At 50.8% G+C, this 18,101-nt stretch carries 14 protein-coding genes; 4 read left to right on the top strand and 10 right to left on the bottom strand.

The window, feature by feature from the left end; translation table 11 throughout:
• Positions 1-38: 38 nt before the first annotated feature.
• Positions 39-2,786 (top strand): two-component sensor histidine kinase BarA, encoded by a 2,748-nt coding sequence (gene barA, locus HV350_RS05130; RefSeq protein ID WP_047357900.1) that lies wholly within the window; start codon positions 39-41, stop codon positions 2,784-2,786.
• Between the two features lie 59 nt (positions 2,787-2,845).
• Here the strand turns inward: barA and HV350_RS05125 are convergent, their stop codons facing one another.
• The 10 genes from HV350_RS05125 to syd form a co-directional block, all read right to left on the bottom strand.
• On the bottom strand, positions 2,846-3,988 hold the full coding sequence (locus HV350_RS05125) for a glycerate kinase (protein WP_016154238.1): 1,143 nt from the start codon (positions 3,986-3,988) through the stop codon (positions 2,846-2,848).
• An 81-nt stretch (positions 3,989-4,069) separates the two neighbouring features.
• Positions 4,070-5,410 (bottom strand): glucarate dehydratase, encoded by a 1,341-nt coding sequence (gudD, locus tag HV350_RS05120; RefSeq protein WP_181629928.1) that lies wholly within the window; start codon positions 5,408-5,410, stop codon positions 4,070-4,072.
• A gap of 20 nt (positions 5,411-5,430) precedes the next feature.
• Positions 5,431-6,771, bottom strand: coding sequence for an enolase C-terminal domain-like protein (locus HV350_RS05115; protein ID WP_029139643.1), 1,341 nt, complete (start codon positions 6,769-6,771; stop codon positions 5,431-5,433).
• Between the two features lie 2 nt (positions 6,772-6,773).
• Positions 6,774-8,126, bottom strand: coding sequence for a galactarate/glucarate/glycerate transporter GudP (gene gudP / locus HV350_RS05110; protein WP_016154241.1), 1,353 nt, complete (start codon positions 8,124-8,126; stop codon positions 6,774-6,776).
• Between the two features lie 551 nt (positions 8,127-8,677).
• Entirely contained in the window at positions 8,678-9,094 is a 417-nt protein-coding gene (locus HV350_RS05105) for a hypothetical protein (RefSeq protein ID WP_137352542.1), read from the bottom strand.
• On the bottom strand, positions 9,072-10,745 hold the full coding sequence (locus tag HV350_RS26590) for a hypothetical protein (RefSeq protein ID WP_225622943.1): 1,674 nt from the start codon (positions 10,743-10,745) through the stop codon (positions 9,072-9,074). The genes HV350_RS05105 and HV350_RS26590 overlap by 23 nt, the downstream gene beginning before the upstream one ends.
• A 324-nt stretch (positions 10,746-11,069) precedes the next feature.
• On the bottom strand, positions 11,070-11,519 hold the full coding sequence (locus tag HV350_RS05095) for a flavodoxin (RefSeq protein ID WP_047499385.1): 450 nt from the start codon (positions 11,517-11,519) through the stop codon (positions 11,070-11,072).
• A gap of 19 nt (positions 11,520-11,538) precedes the next feature.
• The gene (gene truC, locus HV350_RS05090; RefSeq protein ID WP_003825671.1) at positions 11,539-12,321 is read right to left on the bottom strand and encodes a tRNA pseudouridine(65) synthase TruC; all 783 of its coding nucleotides are present in this window, start codon (positions 12,319-12,321) and stop codon (positions 11,539-11,541) included.
• On the bottom strand, positions 12,321-12,650 hold the full coding sequence (locus HV350_RS05085; RefSeq protein ID WP_016154244.1) for a YqcC family protein: 330 nt from the start codon (positions 12,648-12,650) through the stop codon (positions 12,321-12,323). The genes truC and HV350_RS05085 overlap by 1 nt, the downstream gene beginning before the upstream one ends.
• Positions 12,651-13,281: 631 nt before the next feature.
• Entirely contained in the window at positions 13,282-13,827 is a 546-nt protein-coding gene (gene syd / locus HV350_RS05080) for a SecY-interacting protein (RefSeq protein WP_016157357.1), read from the bottom strand.
• Positions 13,828-13,895: 68 nt separating this feature from the next.
• Here syd and queF point away from each other — a divergent pair, with 68 nt between their 5' ends.
• The 3 genes from queF (at position 13,896) to HV350_RS05065 (ending at position 18,074) form a co-directional block, all read left to right on the top strand.
• Positions 13,896-14,744: an NADPH-dependent 7-cyano-7-deazaguanine reductase QueF gene (gene queF / locus HV350_RS05075; protein ID WP_016154246.1), complete on the top strand. Its 849-nt coding sequence runs from the start codon at positions 13,896-13,898 to the stop codon at positions 14,742-14,744.
• A gap of 113 nt (positions 14,745-14,857) precedes the next feature.
• Complete coding sequence (gene ppnN, locus HV350_RS05070; RefSeq protein WP_003840366.1) at positions 14,858-16,222, top strand: nucleotide 5'-monophosphate nucleosidase PpnN; 1,365 nt, start codon at positions 14,858-14,860, stop codon at positions 16,220-16,222.
• A 562-nt stretch (positions 16,223-16,784) separates the two neighbouring features.
• A complete protein-coding gene (locus HV350_RS05065) occupies positions 16,785-18,074 on the top strand; it encodes an HAAAP family serine/threonine permease (RefSeq protein ID WP_016154247.1) in 1,290 nt (429 codons plus the stop codon).
• The last annotated feature ends 27 nt before the right edge of the window (positions 18,075-18,101 follow it).

Genomic DNA, 18,101 nt, shown 5'->3' with positions numbered 1-18,101 from the left:
TTAACAGTGTGACCCTAATTGTCCCATAACGGAACTCCATGACCAACTACAGCCTGCGCGCACGCATGATGATTCTGATCCTGGCCCCGACCGTCCTGATTGGTTTGCTGCTCAGTATCTTTTTTGTTGTGCATCGCTATAACGACTTGCAGCGTCAACTGGAAGATGCTGGCGCCAGCATCATTGAGCCACTCGCGGTCTCCAGCGAATATGGCATGAATCTGCAAAACAGAGAATCCATCGGCCAACTTATCAGCGTGCTGCATCGTCGCCATTCCGATATCGTGCGGGCAATTTCTGTCTATGACGAGAATAACCGGCTGTTTGTCACATCCAATTTTCATCTCGATCCGTCTGAAATGCAGCTGGCAACCGGTTCACCATTTCCCCGAAAGCTGAGCGTCACCCGGCTCGGGGATATTATGATCCTGCGAACGCCAATTATATCGGAAAGCTATTCGCCGGATGAATCTGCCGTCAGCGACGCCAAAAATACGGAAAATATGCTGGGGTATGTGGCGCTTGAGCTGGACCTCAAGTCAGTACGATTGCAGCAGTATAAAGAGATCTTTATCTCCAGCGTAATGATGCTGTTTTGTATCGGTATTGCGTTAATTTTTGGCTGGCGTCTGATGCGCGACGTGACTGGCCCGATTCGCAATATGGTAAATACCGTTGACCGAATACGTAGAGGACAGCTCGACAGCCGCGTCGAAGGTTTCATGTTGGGCGAGCTGGATATGCTCAAAAATGGCATCAACTCGATGGCGATGTCACTTGCGGCCTACCATGAAGAGATGCAGCACAACATCGACCAGGCCACCTCTGACCTGCGCGAAACGTTGGAGCAGATGGAAATCCAGAACGTCGAACTGGATCTGGCGAAGAAACGCGCCCAGGAAGCGGCGCGTATTAAGTCTGAGTTTCTGGCTAACATGTCGCATGAGCTGCGTACGCCGCTGAATGGCGTGATTGGCTTCACCCGCCTGACGCTTAAAACCGAGCTCAACACGACGCAGCGCGATCACCTGAATACGATTGAACGCTCGGCCAACAATCTGTTGGCCATCATCAATGATGTGCTCGACTTCTCCAAACTTGAGGCGGGCAAACTGATTCTGGAAAGCATCCCATTCCCGCTGCGTAGCACGCTGGATGACGTCGTCACGCTGTTAGCGCACTCATCCCATGATAAAGGGCTTGAGCTGACGCTAAATATTAAGAATGACGTGCCGGACAACGTCATCGGGGACCCGCTGCGCTTACAGCAGGTAATCACTAATCTGGTTGGCAATGCCATCAAATTTACCGAAGGCGGCAATATCGACATTCTGGTCGAGAAACGCGCCCTCAGTAACACGAAAGTGCAAATTGAAGTGCAAATCCGCGATACCGGAATTGGCATCCCTGAGCGCGATCAGTCACGCCTGTTCCAGGCCTTCCGCCAGGCCGATGCCAGTATTTCCCGCCGCCACGGCGGGACCGGACTGGGCCTGGTCATTACGCAAAAGCTGGTCAATGAAATGGGCGGGGATATCTCCTTCCACAGCCAGCCGAACCGGGGCTCCACGTTCTGGTTCCATATCAGCCTCGATCTCAACCCTAACGTTCTCGTGGATCGCTCAACCACGCACTGTCTGGCCGGAAAGCGGCTGGCCTACGTTGAACCTAACGCCACAGCCGCGCAATGCACGTTAGATATCTTGAGTGAAACGCCGCTGGAGGTGATTTACAGCCCTTCATTCTCTGGGCTGCCGAAGGATCACTACGATATTCTGCTGCTTGGCATACCGGTCACTTTACGCGAACCGCTCACCATGCAGCATGAGCGGCTGGCAAGCGCAGCGGCGATGACCGACTTTTTGTTACTGGCTCTGCCTTGCCATGCGCAGATCAACGCTGAGAAATTAAAGCAGGGCGGCGCGGCGGCGTGCCTGTTGAAACCTCTAACCTCAACCCGCTTACTGCCAGCGTTGACAGAGTATTGTCAACTGAACCACAGCGCGGCTCCGCTGCTGTTAGACGAGAGCAAAATTGCGATGACCGTCATGGCGGTGGACGACAACCCGGCGAACCTCAAGCTGATTGGCGCACTGCTGGAAGATAAAGTGCAGCACGTCGTGCTCTGCGACAGCGGACATCAGGCAGTGGATCGCGCCAAACAGATGCAGTTTGATCTCATCCTGATGGATATTCAGATGCCAGACATGGACGGTATTCGCGCCTGCGAACTGATCCACCAGCTTCCTCATCAACAACAGACGCCGGTCATTGCGGTCACCGCGCATGCCATGGCCGGGCAAAAAGAGAAGCTGCTCAGCGCCGGGATGAACGATTACCTGGCGAAGCCTATCGAAGAAGATAAGCTGCATAATCTGCTGTTACGCTACAAACCCGGCGCGAGCTCATCGCTGAGGGCGCTCGCTGTTGAACCGGTCGTCAATCCGAATACCACACTCGACTGGCAACTGGCGTTAAGGCAAGCCGCCGGTAAAAACGATCTGGCGCGGGATATGCTGCAAATGCTGCTCGATTTTCTGCCCGAAGTGCGTAACAAAATTGAAGAACAGCTGGTAGGTGAAAACCCTGAAGGACTGGTGGATATGATCCATAAACTGCATGGCAGTTGCGGTTATAGCGGCGTTCCCCGCATGAAAAACCTGTGTCAGCTGATTGAGCAGCAATTACGTAGCGGGAGCAAAGAAGAAGAGCTGGAGCCTGAGTTTTTAGAGCTTCTGGATGAAATGGATAACGTTGCGCGCGAAGCGAAGAAGTTGTTAGGGTAAAGATCTGATTGCCGGATGACGACGCTCACGCGTCTTATCCGGCTTTCATGCCACATCATTCAACGTAATTGCTGACCCGCTTTCAGGGTCGCGGCCACGTTTCGCGCCGTCATTCGCACGTTCTCACTCGCGTTCTTCAGCGCCTCATCCAGTGTGCAAACGGTATAGATAACGCTAAAAACCGCATCCAGCCCATGCTCATGTACAACACCGACATCAGCCGTCAGGCTGCCAGCAATGCCGATAACCGGTTTGTTGTAACGCTTTGCCACCTTCGCCACGCCAACCGGAACCTTACCGTGAATGGTCTGGCTGTCGATACGTCCTTCACCCGTGACCACTAAATCCGCATCCGCAACGCAGTCGTCGAGGTGTAACGCATCCGTCACGACCTCAATACCGCAGCGTAACTGCGCACCGCAAAACGCATACAGTGCCGCCCCCATACCACCAGCCGCGCCCCCCCCCGCCAGTTCCAGTACGTTGACGTCCAGATCGCGGGCAATGAGTTGCGCATAATGCGTGAGCGCCCGATCAAGACGAAGAATCATCTCCGGCGTCGCCCCCTTTTGCGGACCGAAGACCGCAGAGGCCCCCTCTTCACCGGTCAACGGATTAGTCACATCGCAGGCCACTTCAATACGGCACGCGGCAAGACGCGGGTCTAGCTGAGAAATATCAATCCGGGCGAGTGATTCAAGGCCAGTCCCGCCATGAGCAATATCGTTATTTTGCGCATCCAGTAATTTTGCTCCCAGCGCTTGCACCATCCCGGCACCGCCATCATTGGTGGCGCTGCCGCCAATGCCGATAATAATATGTTCAACGCCAGCGTCCAGCGCATGACGGATTAGCTCCCCGGTTCCCCAGGAGGTCGTTTTCAGCGGATCGCGTAAACCTGCGGGAACCTGCTCCAGTCCGCTGGCGGCCGCCATTTCGATAAACGCCGAACGCTCATCCCCGGATAAACCATAAAATGCCTGAATCGTTTTACCCAGAGGGCCGGTAACATCAACATGCACAAGGTGGCCTTGCGTTGCGGCAACCATCGCTTCGACCGTTCCCTCACCGCCATCCGCGACCGGGATCTTCACGTAATTCGCCTCAGGCCAGATCTCACGAAATCCCAGCTCAATAGCCGTTGCCACTTCAAGCGCACTCAAACTTTCCTTATAGGAATCCGGTGCGATTACTATTTTCATAAAGCATCCTTACGCATGTTGACTGTGTTAAGCATACACCAGGAGAAAAACCGCCCCTTTATGGGAGCGGTCCCAGTTCGCTTAGCGTACCATGCACGGACGCTTATTATCAAACGTCCAGTTCGGGATCAGATACTGCATTCCCATGGCATCATCGCGCGCTCCCAGTCCATGTTGCTGATACAGCTCATGAGCTTTCATAACCTGATCCATATCCAGCTCCACGCCCAGACCCGGCTTCACCGGTACCTGCACCATGCCGCCTTTGATTTCAAACGGCTCTTTGGTCAGGCGTTGATTGCCTTCCTGCCAGATCCAGTGGGTATCGATAGCGGTAATTTTGCCCGGCGCCGCCGCCGCTACATGAGTAAACATCGCCAGCGAAATATCAAAGTGGTTGTTAGAGTGCGAGCCCCAGGTCAGCCCAAACTCATGACACATCTGCGCAACGCGGACAGAACCCTGCATAGTCCAGAAGTGCGGATCCGCCAGCGGGATATCCACGGACTGCAACGACAGCGTATGTCCCATCTGACGCCAGTCGGTGGCAATCATGTTGGTGGCGGTCGGCAGGCCGGTAGCACGACGGAATTCCGCCATGACTTCACGGCCTGAGAACCCCTGCTCGGCGCCGCACGGATCTTCCGCATAAGCCAGCGATCCTTTCAGGTACTTACCAATTTTAATCGCTTCATTCAGCGACCACGCACCATTGGGATCGAGCGTGACGCGTGCCTGTGGAAAGCGTTTCGCCAGCGCCACAATAGATTCCGCTTCTTCTTCCCCGGCCAACACCCCGCCTTTCAGTTTGAAATCGTTGAAACCATATTTCTCATATGCGGCTTCCGCCAGGCGCACCACTGCATCCGGGGTCATCGCCTCTTCATGACGCAGGCGATACCAGTCGCATTTCTCATCCGGCTGGCTCTGATACGGCAGCGGCGTCGCGTTACGGTCACCGACGAAGAACAGATAACCCAGCATTTCAACTTCGCTACGCTGTTGACCGTCGCCCAGCAGAGATGCGACGTTAACGCCCAGATGCTGACCCAGCAGATCCAACATGGCCGCTTCGATCCCGGTAACCACATGAATAGTGGTACGTAAATCGAAGGTCTGCAAACCACGGCCACCGGCATCACGATCGGCAAAGGTATTGCGGACCGCATTCAGTACGTTTTTGTATTCACCTAACGTTTTGCCCACCACCAGCGGAATGGCATCTTCCAGGGTCTGACGAATTTTTTCGCCGCCGGGAATCTCACCCACGCCGGTATGACCGGAGTTATCTTTGATAATCACAATATTACGCGTGAAGAACGGAGCATGTGCGCCGCTCAGATTCATCAGCATGCTGTCATGGCCCGCAACCGGGATCACCTGCATCGCGGTTACGACTGGGGTAGTAAATTGCGCGCTCATAATTAAGTCCTTATTCAAAATTAGTGGCGGCCGAAAACGGGACGTTTACGGTCAAAAGTCCATCCAGGGATCAGATACTGCATCGGGCCTGCGTCATTACGCGCGCCGCCGGGCAGCGCCTTATAGGCTTCATGCGCTTTCTGTACCTGATCCCAGTCCAGTTCCACGCCCAGGCCGGGCGCGTCGGGTACCGCAATTTTTCCGTGTTTAATCTCCAGCGGATTTTTGGTCAGGCGGCAATCGCCCTCCTGCCAGATCCAGTGGGTGTCGATCGCCGTTGGGTTGCCCGGTGCAGCGGCACCGACGTGGGTGAACATCGCCAGGGAAATATCAAAATGATTGTTAGAGTGGCAGCCCCAGGTCAGTCCCCAGTCATCGCATAGCTGTGCCACGCGTACCGCGCCGGAAAGGGTCCAGAAGTGAGGATCGGCCAGTGGAATATCTACCGAGTTGAGCATCACCGCATGGCCCATCTCACGCCAGTTGGTGGCTATCATATTCGTTGCTACCGGTAGACCGGTTGCACGGCGGAACTCGGCCATCACTTCGCGGCCAGAAAAACCCTGTTCTGCGCCGCACGGATCTTCGGCGTAAGTCAGAACATCGTTCAGCCCTTTACACAAGGAGATAGCTTCATCCAGTAGCCAGGCACCGTTAGGATCGACCGTAATACGCGCATCCGGGAAACATTGTTTCAACGCGCGAGCGGTGTCGATTTCCTGCTCGCCAGGCAGCACACCGCCTTTGAGTTTGAAATCTTTAAAGCCGTAGCGATCCTGCGAAGCCTGAGCCAGACGTACCACCGCCTCACTGTTCATCGCCTGCTGGTGACGCAGGTGATACCACTCATGGTTACCCGGCGTGCTGTCCAGATACGGCAGATCGGTTTTGCTGCGATCTCCCACGTAGAACAGATAGCCGAGCACGGTGACTGCATCGCGCTGCTTGCCTGGCCCTAACAGTTCGCAGACCGGCACGTTCAGCGCCTTGCCCAGCAGGTCGAGCAGTGCGGCTTCCAGCGCGGCCACCGCATTAACCCGCAGTTCAAAGGTCCAGGCACCTTTACCAAAGGTGTCAAAATCAGCGGCCTGGTTGCCTTTATGCACCTGCTGAACCACTTTATTCAGGCGCGCGACTTCCTGGCCCAACACTTGTGGAATTGCGTCCACCAGCGTCTGATAAATCACTTCGCCGCCCGGTGCTTCACCGACGCCGGTATTTCCGGCGTTATCGGTGAGCACGACGATATTGCGGGTAAAGTATGCGTTATGCGCCCCGCCAATATTGAGCAGCATGCTGTCATGACCGGCCACCGGGATGACCTTCATATCGGTAATAATGGGACTCGATTGTGTTGTCATCATCATTGCCCTGCGACAGGTTTCAGTTCGATACGTTTAATATCACCCACCAGCACCAGATAGCTCACTACAGCAATCAGCGCATGCACCCCGACGTAAATCAACGCACCGTTAAACGAGCCAGTGGTACCTACGATGTAGCCGATAGCAATTGGCGTAACGATACCGGAGATGTTGCCAAACATATTGAACAGACCGCCGCTCAAACCGCTGATCTCTTTTGGCGCAGTATCGGCCATCACCGCCCATCCCAACGCACCGATACCTTTGCCGAAGAAGGCCAGCGCCATAAAGCCGATGATCATCCACTCCACGTTGACGTAGTTACAGAACACCATCACCATCGACAACAGCATACCCAGTACGATTGGCGTTTTACGGGCGATATTCAGCGAACCGGTACGGCGCATCAGCCAGTCGGAAATAATGCCGCCGAGCACACCGCCTGCGAATCCGCAAATGGCCGGGACCGAGGCAACAAAACCGGCTTTCAAAATCGACATACCGCGTGCCTGTACCAGATAAACCGGGAACCAGGTGATAAAGAAGTAGGTCAGCGCGTTTATGCAGTATTGGCCGATATAAATACCGATCATCATCCGTGAGCCCAGCAGTTGCTTGATCTGCCCCCACTTCACGCTGAACGGCACTTTGGCTTTGGCTGCCGCCTGATCCATATTGATCAGCGCTCCGCCTTCGGCAATGTAGTCCAGCTCTTTTTGGTTTACGCCCGGATGCTGGTTCGGTTCATGAATCACCTTCAGCCAGATAAAGCTGATAACAATCCCGAGACCTCCCATAAAGAAGAACACATGCGACCAGCCCACTTCGTGGGTCAACCAGCCCATGATTGGCGCGAAGATCACGGTGGCAAAGTACTGCGCCGAGTTAAAAATAGCGACCGCCGTGCCCCTTTCCTGCGCCGGGAACCACGCCGCCACAATACGACTGTTGCCAGGGAAGGATGGCGCTTCGGCTAACCCCACGAGGAAGCGCAGGGTAAACAGCGCAACGATAATGCCGAAGCCGCTGAAGATATCGACGAAGCCCTGCAGCAGGGTAAACATGGACCAGATAAAAATGGACCAGAAGTAAACACGTTTTGAACCGAAGCGGTCGAGCAGCCAGCCGCCGGGGATCTGACCGATAACATAGGCCCATGAAAAAGCGGAGAATACATACCCCATCCCTACCGCATCCAGACCAATATCTTTGGCCATCTCCGAGCCGGCGATGGATAAGGTGGCGCGATCGCCGTAGTTGAAGGATGTGACGATAAACAGCATCACCACTATCCAGTAGCGAGCGTTAGTGCGTTTTTCCGCGCTGCTCGCCGCCTGACTTAATGAACTCATTATTGCACTCCTGAATCTTGGCTTTCGCCAGTTCACTCTGTACAGCACCTGTAGGGTGATCAGAATGAGAGGTTAGTGTGTGGCAGTTTTGGTACAGCTCAGGGCCGTTTTATTCTGACTCGCTGCCTTTTCGGGAACTGACGGGAAAAGTATATGAAGGAGTGCCTCTTACCCTCACCGTGCAAAAACACAACATTGCGGGAGGTGAATGAGGTTGTTTATGGCATAAGCCTAAGGGAATGGAAGATGCTTCACGAAATTGGCGTTTGGTGGGCGTTTTGTTGCCGTGTGGCGGCAACATCTAACCAGCGGTGCCCGTCTGGGTTTAAGGCGCTACTACTTATGACGACTAACAGTTTAGGAAGCTGATCTCTTAGATTGCGCACCAACTCCTAACGTGACTCAATTGTTTTTTAGTGGGGTTATTACCTGCCGCTAATTATGGTGAGATTGTTGATCAGGAATATGGGACATTGAAATAAAAATAAAAATAAAAATAAAAATAAAAAAGGGACTCTAGTTTATTGGAGTCCCTATTAACATTCGATTTTTCAGAAAAAATAATAAAGGATCACCAAAAAAGCCAGAACAATAAACTCAACAAACCAGAACGCCGCTTCAACTTTAAACCCGGTGGTTAATTCTTTGGGTAAGGAACGAATAAAATGATATGCTTCAATACTCATATCATTATTAAAAACCCTGTTATAGGGAAAAATCAGACTAGACATAATGAAATCTATTTTTGCAAAGTAGATACCGGGAGTACCAATTAAGCTTGCTGTTCTCGCCAAACTTGCAGTGATAGGAAGACGACCAAACTCCTCCTCGTATAATATTACTATTTTTTTATACTTCTCATCATTTATCACATAAGAAATAAGTATTAAAATCAAAGTTATAATAACCAGCATTATGCCAAGGCTCATATTAATGACATCTAGATTATCTGTTAAAAATCTTTTCATATATTAGAATGCCTGCTGCTTCATTAAATGAATCTGGGTCATACAGTTTAAGTTCTGGATTATCAATATCGTCATTCACTAATCCACCAAACCTATCACCTAGTTTCTCACCCATTTTTTCCAAAAATTTACCTCCTGCAATACTTGAAGCAATGCCACTTACCAAACATACACTTGCGCCAATACCTCCTGCTTCTGATGTAATCAATCCCAGAACCCATGTACACGCGGCTCTCCCCATAATTCCCCCGGCAGCTCCGCCAGCAAAACTTGCAGTTTGTTTGAAGCCGAATTTGCTGTACTCCGTTATCGCTGCTTTTCTACATTCGCTTTCACGTCCTTTTGCGCAAGCTTCATAAACGTTAGTTGTATAACTCGCAAAATCAAGACCAACACCTACATAGCCTGTTGTTCTCATTATTTTTATCAGTTTGGCTGACTTTTCTATGTAGCTTGCATATCCCTCAATATCCTTTACTCCTGTTTGATCCCACTTATGCATAATCGATTTGGTTGATAAACCTAATGCCTGCTTTATATCTTCATATTGTTTTAAATTTAGCCGTTCTTTTGAGAATTTATTCAAAATACCGTCTAATTTTTTAAATAGTCGTTCTCGTTGACCAAAAAACTCCTCTCCAGAAATACGACCAGAATTACTACTATATGTTTTCTTATAAAGCGCCTGTATTTCATTGAGTGTTTTATTTATTTCTTCATAATACCCCCCACCGGTATCTTTTATGTAACCTAAGATATCCCCGCTTTGTCCTAAAGCATCGCTGTATAATTGTGAAGAAAAAATATCTACGGAAGCTCTGTTTTCGTGTAACACACGGGCTTCTGGCAGTGTTAATGGCGCAAGCGCGTTATCAATTCGATCACGCGCTTTTTGCAATGTTTCAATCTGTTGCTGATCTTGCTTTTCAGGATCAACGACAAGCAGAATTGAACCCGGTTGTTTTTTTATATCTGGATTGAGCTTGTGATATAACTCACGTGTACCATCCGGAGGATTAATAAAAAACCTGGATTCGAAAGATGACGGTGTGGCATCATAGGGCAGTACACAAAATCCTGCATCTACAGGTTCGCGAGACGGTTTATCCTCTTCAACCGGACATGAATGCCTTGGTACTACGGTAAGAGGTTTTAGTGTGGGTTCAAGATAACCTGGTGCACCATACTCAATCTTTTGAGTGGGTCTGGGTTTTCTTTCCAGTCCCCTGTCGAGGGTTTCCTGATAAGCTCTCCTTACTCTCTCTGCGAAGATACTGTCGAATACATCAGGCATAAATGGTTCATAAACTAACTCCCCGTCCTGATCAAAATAAAAAGGATTTCTGTCCCAGGACCAATGCTCATCATAATCTATCGCTATTATCCAGCCCACGCTTAATTTGTGTTGTATCTCATCATAAATGCGATTACATCTACCAATAGGGGGCCTTTCATACGCACCAGAAGAATATCGGTTTACATTCCATTTTCTCTGTGGCAGGCCAAATATAGTTGAGCGCTGATTTTTATCATCATCAAGTTCATAATATATCCTTGCTAACCTAATACCTTCTTTAGGTGAAATTATTTTTTCAAAGTCTTCTAATCTGGCGCTTTGGCTAAAACCCCGTGAATTATACAAAGTAAACAAATTGCATCTCCTTAGCTTAATAATTTCCAATTATTATCATTCCATCTCATTTATTCACCTCATTAATTCATTCACAAAATCCAGATTTTGGGCCTGTTTTTATTAAAGCATGATAACCGGGTTATTTGTTTGTGCTTTTGATCTCATAAATAATAAAAAACCCGAATTTAATTTTTATAAATTCGGGTTACAAATAAAATTATGCGATTGTATTTATAATACAGATAAATTAAAGCAAATCTCCCTTAGTGATAATCAGATTGTTCTCTCCATGTCCATCATTTGTCACAGGCCCGTGCAAACAAAGTGCTGCCGGGCGAAAGGTTATTTAAGCAAGGTTCCCCAGTTTTCTACCCACGGATTGGATTCGCTTTCCGGTTCAGGATGCTCGCTGGCGTCAATCAGCAGCATTTCCCCAACACGGTGGGCGCTTTGTTCCTGCAACAGTGCATCGAACTGCTTGCCGCCATTGCAGAAATTAACATAGCTACTGTCACCCAGCGCAATTACCCCGTAATGCAGATTTGGCTGGAAACCGAGATTATCTTTGATCCCCTGAAACAGCGGCACGATGCTATCCGGCAGATCGCCCTGCCCGGTCGTTGAGGTCACCACCAGCACATATTTTTCCTGATATGCCTGCCAGTCGCTGAGCTCGGGATCTTCGAACACCGTGGCTTTATGACCCTGCGCCGTCAAAATAGCTTCGGCCTCTTCGGCAACCAGCAACGCGTTTCCGTACATCGTGCCGACAAAAATTCCAATTTCCGCCATAACCGTAATCTCCTGGGACTTAAGAATCTATCTGCTCATCCTGACCTGACAGCCCGCTGAACTCAACCCTTTCATTCTCAGGGAGAAGTCCACGCCAGCCAAACTGTGATAGCGCCTGCATCCAGACATCATCCAGCCCGGCGCGAATAACCAGCGGTTCGCCGGTAAAAGGATGAGTCAGCGCAAGCTGGCTGGCATGAAGCATCAAACGCTGACAGCCAAAGTGCTCAGCGGCGCTGCGGTTTTGCCGCAAATCACCGTGCTTACTGTCGCCGATAATTGGATGGCGTAAGTGCGCCAGATGGCGTCTGAGCTGGTGTTTTCGACCGGTTTTAGGATCCAGTTCCACCAATCCGTAACGGGTCGTCGGATAACGCCCGGTCGCTACCGGCATCTCAACCGTCGCCAAACCGCGATAATGGGTGACGGCAGGCTGCGGGCCTTTATCATCACGGGCAAATTTATCGGCGATCTTATCCAGTTCTTCGACCAGCGGGTAATCCAGCACGGCATCATCCATCAGCCAGCCACGCACAATCGCATGATAGCGTTTCTGAATTTGATGATGTTCAAATTGCTGGGACAGCAACCGCCCGGCTTCGCTGGACAGTCCCATCAGCAGTACTCCGGAAGTCGGTCTGTCGAGTCGGTGGGCGGTAAAAACGTGCTGACCAATCTGGTCGCGTACCGTTTGCATCACCACCACTTTCTCATCCCGGTCGAGCCAACTGCGGTGAACCAACCAGCCCGAAGGTTTGTTAACTGCGACCAGCCATTCGTCCTGATACAGAATCTCCAGCATCAGGCGTTATCACTTGTAAACAGAGCATCCAATTCCTGCAATGCCGTCAGCAGAATTTCGCGTTGCGGGTGATCGGCTGCCAACGCCATTTCGTAATACGGTGCGACGGCAAAAGCCTGCGGAAGCGGCTGAGCGTTATCAATCAGCGTATGCATGCGGGGAATCAATACCCATTGCAGCCACTCAACCGGCTCCATGGTATCCATACAAAAAGGCTGCGTGCTGGTAAACAGATGCTCTGCAGGCTCATCCAACCGCCAGTGATTATGTTCACGCAGTAGCGCTTCAAGCGCGTGTAACTGCTGGCGCACACGGTCATGAGTCGTCATGAAATTAACCTCAATGATGAAAAATCTGGCGCGAAGAATAGCACTAGTGAAGGGAAATAAAAAAAGGGAGCACTGTAAAAACAGTGCTCCCGGTTCGTTTCGCAGCGTTCCAGCTACTTTTAGTGCTCCCTGCTCATCCGTGACAACTTTTCCTGTGGTCTTGCGACCTTGTTCATCCTGAACTTGTGCATCCTGCTCACATCACCCCGATGTGAAAACTTCATCCTGAAGTGTCCTGGCCATCCTGACCCGCCGAACATCCTGACCGGCTCTCATTCTCCATCCTGGAGGTGTCCCTTAACGCATCCAGCGCTTTCCGCTTTGCTTCATCCTGAAGCCTGTCCTTGTAACACCGTCCTGGTGTGTCCTGCCGAAGAGCCATCATCCTGATGTTCTCTTCGTTGTGCGACTCCTTGTCGACAGATATAGAATCGCCTGTTTCGCCTTGTCTTACAAGATGCTTACAGACACTCCCTTAAGATTATTTTCGTATGAAAGTTGACAATAAAACATTAACTTTATGAATAATAAGGAATAATTATTTTATCCGTTCATTAAGTCTTTACTTATTACCTGGCAATGTCCTACAGGGTTTGTAAGAGATCTCTCACAAGGTTCAGGGCAATCTGGATTACAGAACTGGCTTAAGCTGAGTGAGAAATTCCGCAAGTGAGTCCGCCAGCACCGTTCGTTTACGGGTTCCCAGCGTTTCTTTGCACACTTCACCGGAGAGATTGCACACCGAAATGACGTCAAGCTCATTGTCCTGGGTGGCAATAAAAAGCGTAGGCGACAGCTTGAGGCGCTTTTGCGTAACCAGGTGACCAATCAGGTTTTCCTGAACGCGCCTGAAGTCGTCTTCGCTCCAGGTTTGCAGCAGCGTTAGCTTTTCATCCGCAAACTGCGCGTGCATGTCCCCGGCAAACTGGGTGGTGTAAAAAGCGTGAACGGCTGGTTGTATCACGATATCAAAGGCGCGTTCAACCGCATTGAGGTTTTTTTCGCCGACAAAAGGCTGAGGTTGCCAGAATACCGCATCGTCTGTGGAAGAAATGATGCACGGAGAAGGTACGCCATACAGCTCTTCGCTGAGGGGCCAGCTGTTGTTTTTTTCGTACCATGCGTCGCAATAACGTGTCGTAAAGGCTGTCAACGCCTGCGCTGTCAATTCGTCCACTGATTTCTCTCTTCACAAAAGCCAGGATACACTTGTCGCATAGTGTATCTGGTTTATGACGGTGAAACATGTCCTCTTATGAAAATCATCAGGCGCTTGACGGCCTGACTCTCGGTAAATCAACAGATTACCGTGACAATTACGATGCCAGCCTGCTGCAGGGCGTTCCACGCAGCCTGAACCGCGACCCGCTGGATTTACAGGCCGATAATCTGCCTTTTCACGGTGCCGATATCTGGACGCTATATGAACTGTCTTGGCTGAATGCCAACGGTTTACCGCAGGTAGCGGTCGGTCATGTAGAACTGGATTACACCAGCGTAAATCTGATCGAATCGAAAAGCTTTAAGCTTTACCTGAACAGTTTTAACCAGACGCGTTTTGATTCCTGGGATGCGGTACGCCAGACGCTGGAAAACGATCTGCGCGCTTGTGCTCAGGGTGATGTCAGCGTAGCGCTGTACCGTCTTGACGAACTGGAAGGACAACCGATAGCCCACTTTAACGGCACCTGTATCGACAATCAGGATATCGTCATCGATAACTACCAGTTCAGCACAGAGTATCTGGAAAATGCCGTTGGCGGTGAAAAAGCGGTGGAAGAGACGCTGGTCAGCCATCTGCTGAAGTCTAACTGCTTGATCACCCACCAGCCGGACTGGGGCTCCATACAGATTCAGTATCGCGGACGAAAAATCGATCGCGAGAAGCTGCTGCGTTATCTGGTCTCCTTCCGTCACCATAATGAGTTTCACGAGCAGTGCGTGGAGCGCATTTTCAATGACATTCTGCGCTTCTGCCAACCGGAGAAACTGAGCGTTTACGCGCGCTACACGCGACGTGGCGGCCTGGACATTAACCCATGGCGCACCAACACCGATTTCACCCCAGCAACGGGGCGTCTGGTACGTCAGTAATCTTTTTTCTCAATTTTGCGTGCCGGATTCCGCGCGCAAGGTTGTGAAAGGTCATAAGCCAGGGCTATTGTAATCAACAGGGAATGACGTGTTGCGTCCCATAAGGAGTTTACTTGATTACACATATTAGCCCGCTTGGCTCAATGGACATGTTGTCGCAGCTGGAAGTCGATATGCTTAAACGCACGGCCAGCAGCGACCTGTATCAACTGTTTCGTAACTGTTCGCTTGCCGTTCTGAACTCCGGCAGTTTGACCGACAACAGCAAAGAGCTGCTGTCACGCTTTGAAAGTTTCGACATTAACGTGCTGCGCCGCGAACGGGGCGTGAAGCTGGAACTGATCAACCCGCCTGAAGATGCGTTTGTTGATGGACGCATTATTCGCGCACTGCAGGCCAACCTGTTTGCCGTGCTGCGCGACATTCTGTTCGTCAATGGCCAGATCCATAACGCCGGTCGCTTTCAGCATCTGGATCTTGAAAGCTCGGTGCATATTACCAACCTGGTATTCTCGATCCTGCGCAATGCCCGGGCGCTTCACGTGGGTGAAGCGCCGAACATGGTCGTCTGCTGGGGGGGTCACTCAATCAACGAAAACGAGTACCTGTACGCCCGTCGCGTTGGTACCCAGTTGGGCCTGCGCGAACTGAACATCTGTACCGGCTGTGGTCCGGGGGCGATGGAAGCGCCAATGAAAGGCGCTGCGGTCGGTCACGCCCAGCAACGATACAAAGACAGCCGCTTTATCGGTATGACCGAACCGTCAATCATTGCCGCTGAGCCGCCTAACCCGCTGGTTAACGAACTGATCATCATGCCGGACATTGAAAAACGTCTGGAAGCGTTCGTGCGTATCGCCCACGGTATAATCATCTTCCCAGGCGGCGTAGGGACAGCAGAAGAGCTGCTGTATCTGCTGGGGATCCTGATGAACCCGGCCAACAAAGATCAAGTTTTACCGCTGATCCTGACTGGACCAAAAGAGAGCGCCGATTACTTCCGCGTGCTGGACGAATTTATCGTGCACACGCTGGGGGAAGATGCGCGTCGCCACTATCGCATTATCATAGACGATGCAGCAGAAGTGGCTCGTCTGATGAAAAAAGCGATGCCGCTGGTGAAAGAGAACCGCCGTGACACCGGTGATGCCTACAGCTTTAACTGGTCGATTCGTATCGCGCCTGATTTGCAGATGCCGTTCGAGCCGTCCCATGAAAACATGGCTAACCTGAAGCTGTACCCGGATCAACCCGTGGAAGTACTGGCGGCAGACCTGCGCCGTGCGTTCTCGGGGATTGTAGCCGGTAACGTGAAGGAAGTCGGGATCCGCGCCATCGAAGAGTTTGGCCCGTACAAAATCCACGGTGACCGCGAAATGATGCGCCGCATGGACGATCTCCTGCAGGGCTTTGTTGCACAGCATCGTATGAAGTTACCAGGCTCCGCGTATATCCCTTGCTACGAGATTTGCGCCTAACCTCCAACAGCCGCCAGCAGACGCTATCGCGGTGACAGTTTTGTCCATATCAAAGCCGGGTTTGGCGCATCAGCCTCCCGGCTTTTTTTAGTGATACCAGTCACATAGCTCAGACGATCATATAAATACCGATGATGTTTCATTAAAAATAGCGCGCTACGCAAACGATTACCTTTAAAACCCAACCGTGATTTATCTTAGGAAATTATTATTAGTCGCCAAAATCCTCTAAAAACAACAGTTTTTACAGCGTAACGCTCGTATCTTCGCGCCTTCGCTTTCATGATATATGTCGTTAATGTTAGCCTTCGCGCCCGTAAATTCGCTTTGACTATTTTTTAACAGATTAATGGTCCAAATTTATCCACATAAAAGGTGGATTATTGCATTTGGGATCGCGATCACTGATACATTCATTACTAAAATGTATCTTTCCGCCCGCAAATTATTACGGCGAAAAATTATATAAAAAATCGCTCAACGAATTTCGATTTACAGTCGGGTATTTTCTCATTGGATTGATCCCAAACCCGACTTTTTAAGCTTCCTCCAGGAGAAATAGATGGAAAACACTCAAACCAGCACTATCGTTACGGGCCAGACCCGCAGCGCATGGCGCAAGACAGATACCATGTGGATGCTGGGCCTTTACGGCACGGCGATTGGCGCGGGTGTATTGTTCCTGCCGATTAACGCAGGCGTAGGCGGTATGATTCCGCTGATCATCATGGCGATCCTTGCTTTCCCAATGACCTTCTTTGCACACCGCGGCCTGACTCGCTTCGTGCTGTCCGGTAAAAATCCGGGTGAAGACATTACTGAAGTTGTAGAAGAACACTTTGGTGTAGGCGCAGGAAAACTGATTACCCTGCTCTACTTCTTCGCTATCTACCCAATTCTGTTGGTCTACAGCGTAGCAATCACCAACACCGTCGAAAGCTTCCTGACCCACCAGTTGGCAATTACGCCGCCGCCGCGCGCAATCCTGTCTCTGATCCTGATTGTCGGCATGATGACCATCGTGCGTTTCGGTGAGCAGATGATCGTGAAGGCAATGAGCATCCTGGTATTCCCGTTTGTTGCCGCCCTGATGCTGCTGGCGCTGTACCTGATCCCTCAGTGGAGCGGTGCCGTTCTGGAAACCCTGTCCTTTGACTCTGCAGCAACCACCGGCAACGGACTGCTGTTGACCCTGTGGCTGGCAATTCCGGTAATGGTGTTCTCCTTCAACCACTCACCAATCATCTCCTCCTTCGCCGTGGCGAAGCGTGAAGAATACGGTGATGAAGCTGAGAAGAAATGCTCTAAGATTCTGGCATTCGCTCACATCATGATGGTGCTGACCGTTATGTTCTTCGTCTTCAGCTGCGTATTTAGCCTGACCCCAGCGGATCTGGCTGCAGCGAAAGAGCAGAACATCTCTATCCTGTCTTACCTGGCAAACCACTTTAACGCGCCGATCATTGCCTGGATGGCACCGATCATCGCGATTATCGCTATCACCAAATCCTTCCTCGGCCACTACCTGGGCGCACGTGAAGGTTTCAACGGTATGGTGATTAAGTCTCTGCGCGGCAAAGGCAAAACCATCGAAATCAACAAACTGAACAAAATCACTGCGCTGTTCATGCTGGTAACCACCTGGATTGTGGCGACGCTGAACCCAAGTATCCTCGGTATGATTGAAACCCTGGGTGGCCCAATCATCGCGATGATTCTGTTCCTGATGCCGATGTATGCAATTCAGAAAGTACCGGCAATGCGTAAATACAGCGGCCATATCAGCAACGTCTTCGTTGTGATTATGGGCCTGATCGCTATCTCCGCTATTTTCTACTCTCTGTTCAGTTAATTCCCCTGCGCCGCTCCTCGGGGCGGC

The sequence above is a fragment of the Citrobacter sp. RHBSTW-01013 genome, from assembly GCF_013781985.1.
GTDB lineage: Bacteria > Pseudomonadota > Gammaproteobacteria > Enterobacterales > Enterobacteriaceae > Citrobacter > Citrobacter braakii.
This window is presented reverse-complemented; position numbering and strand designations above follow the sequence as displayed.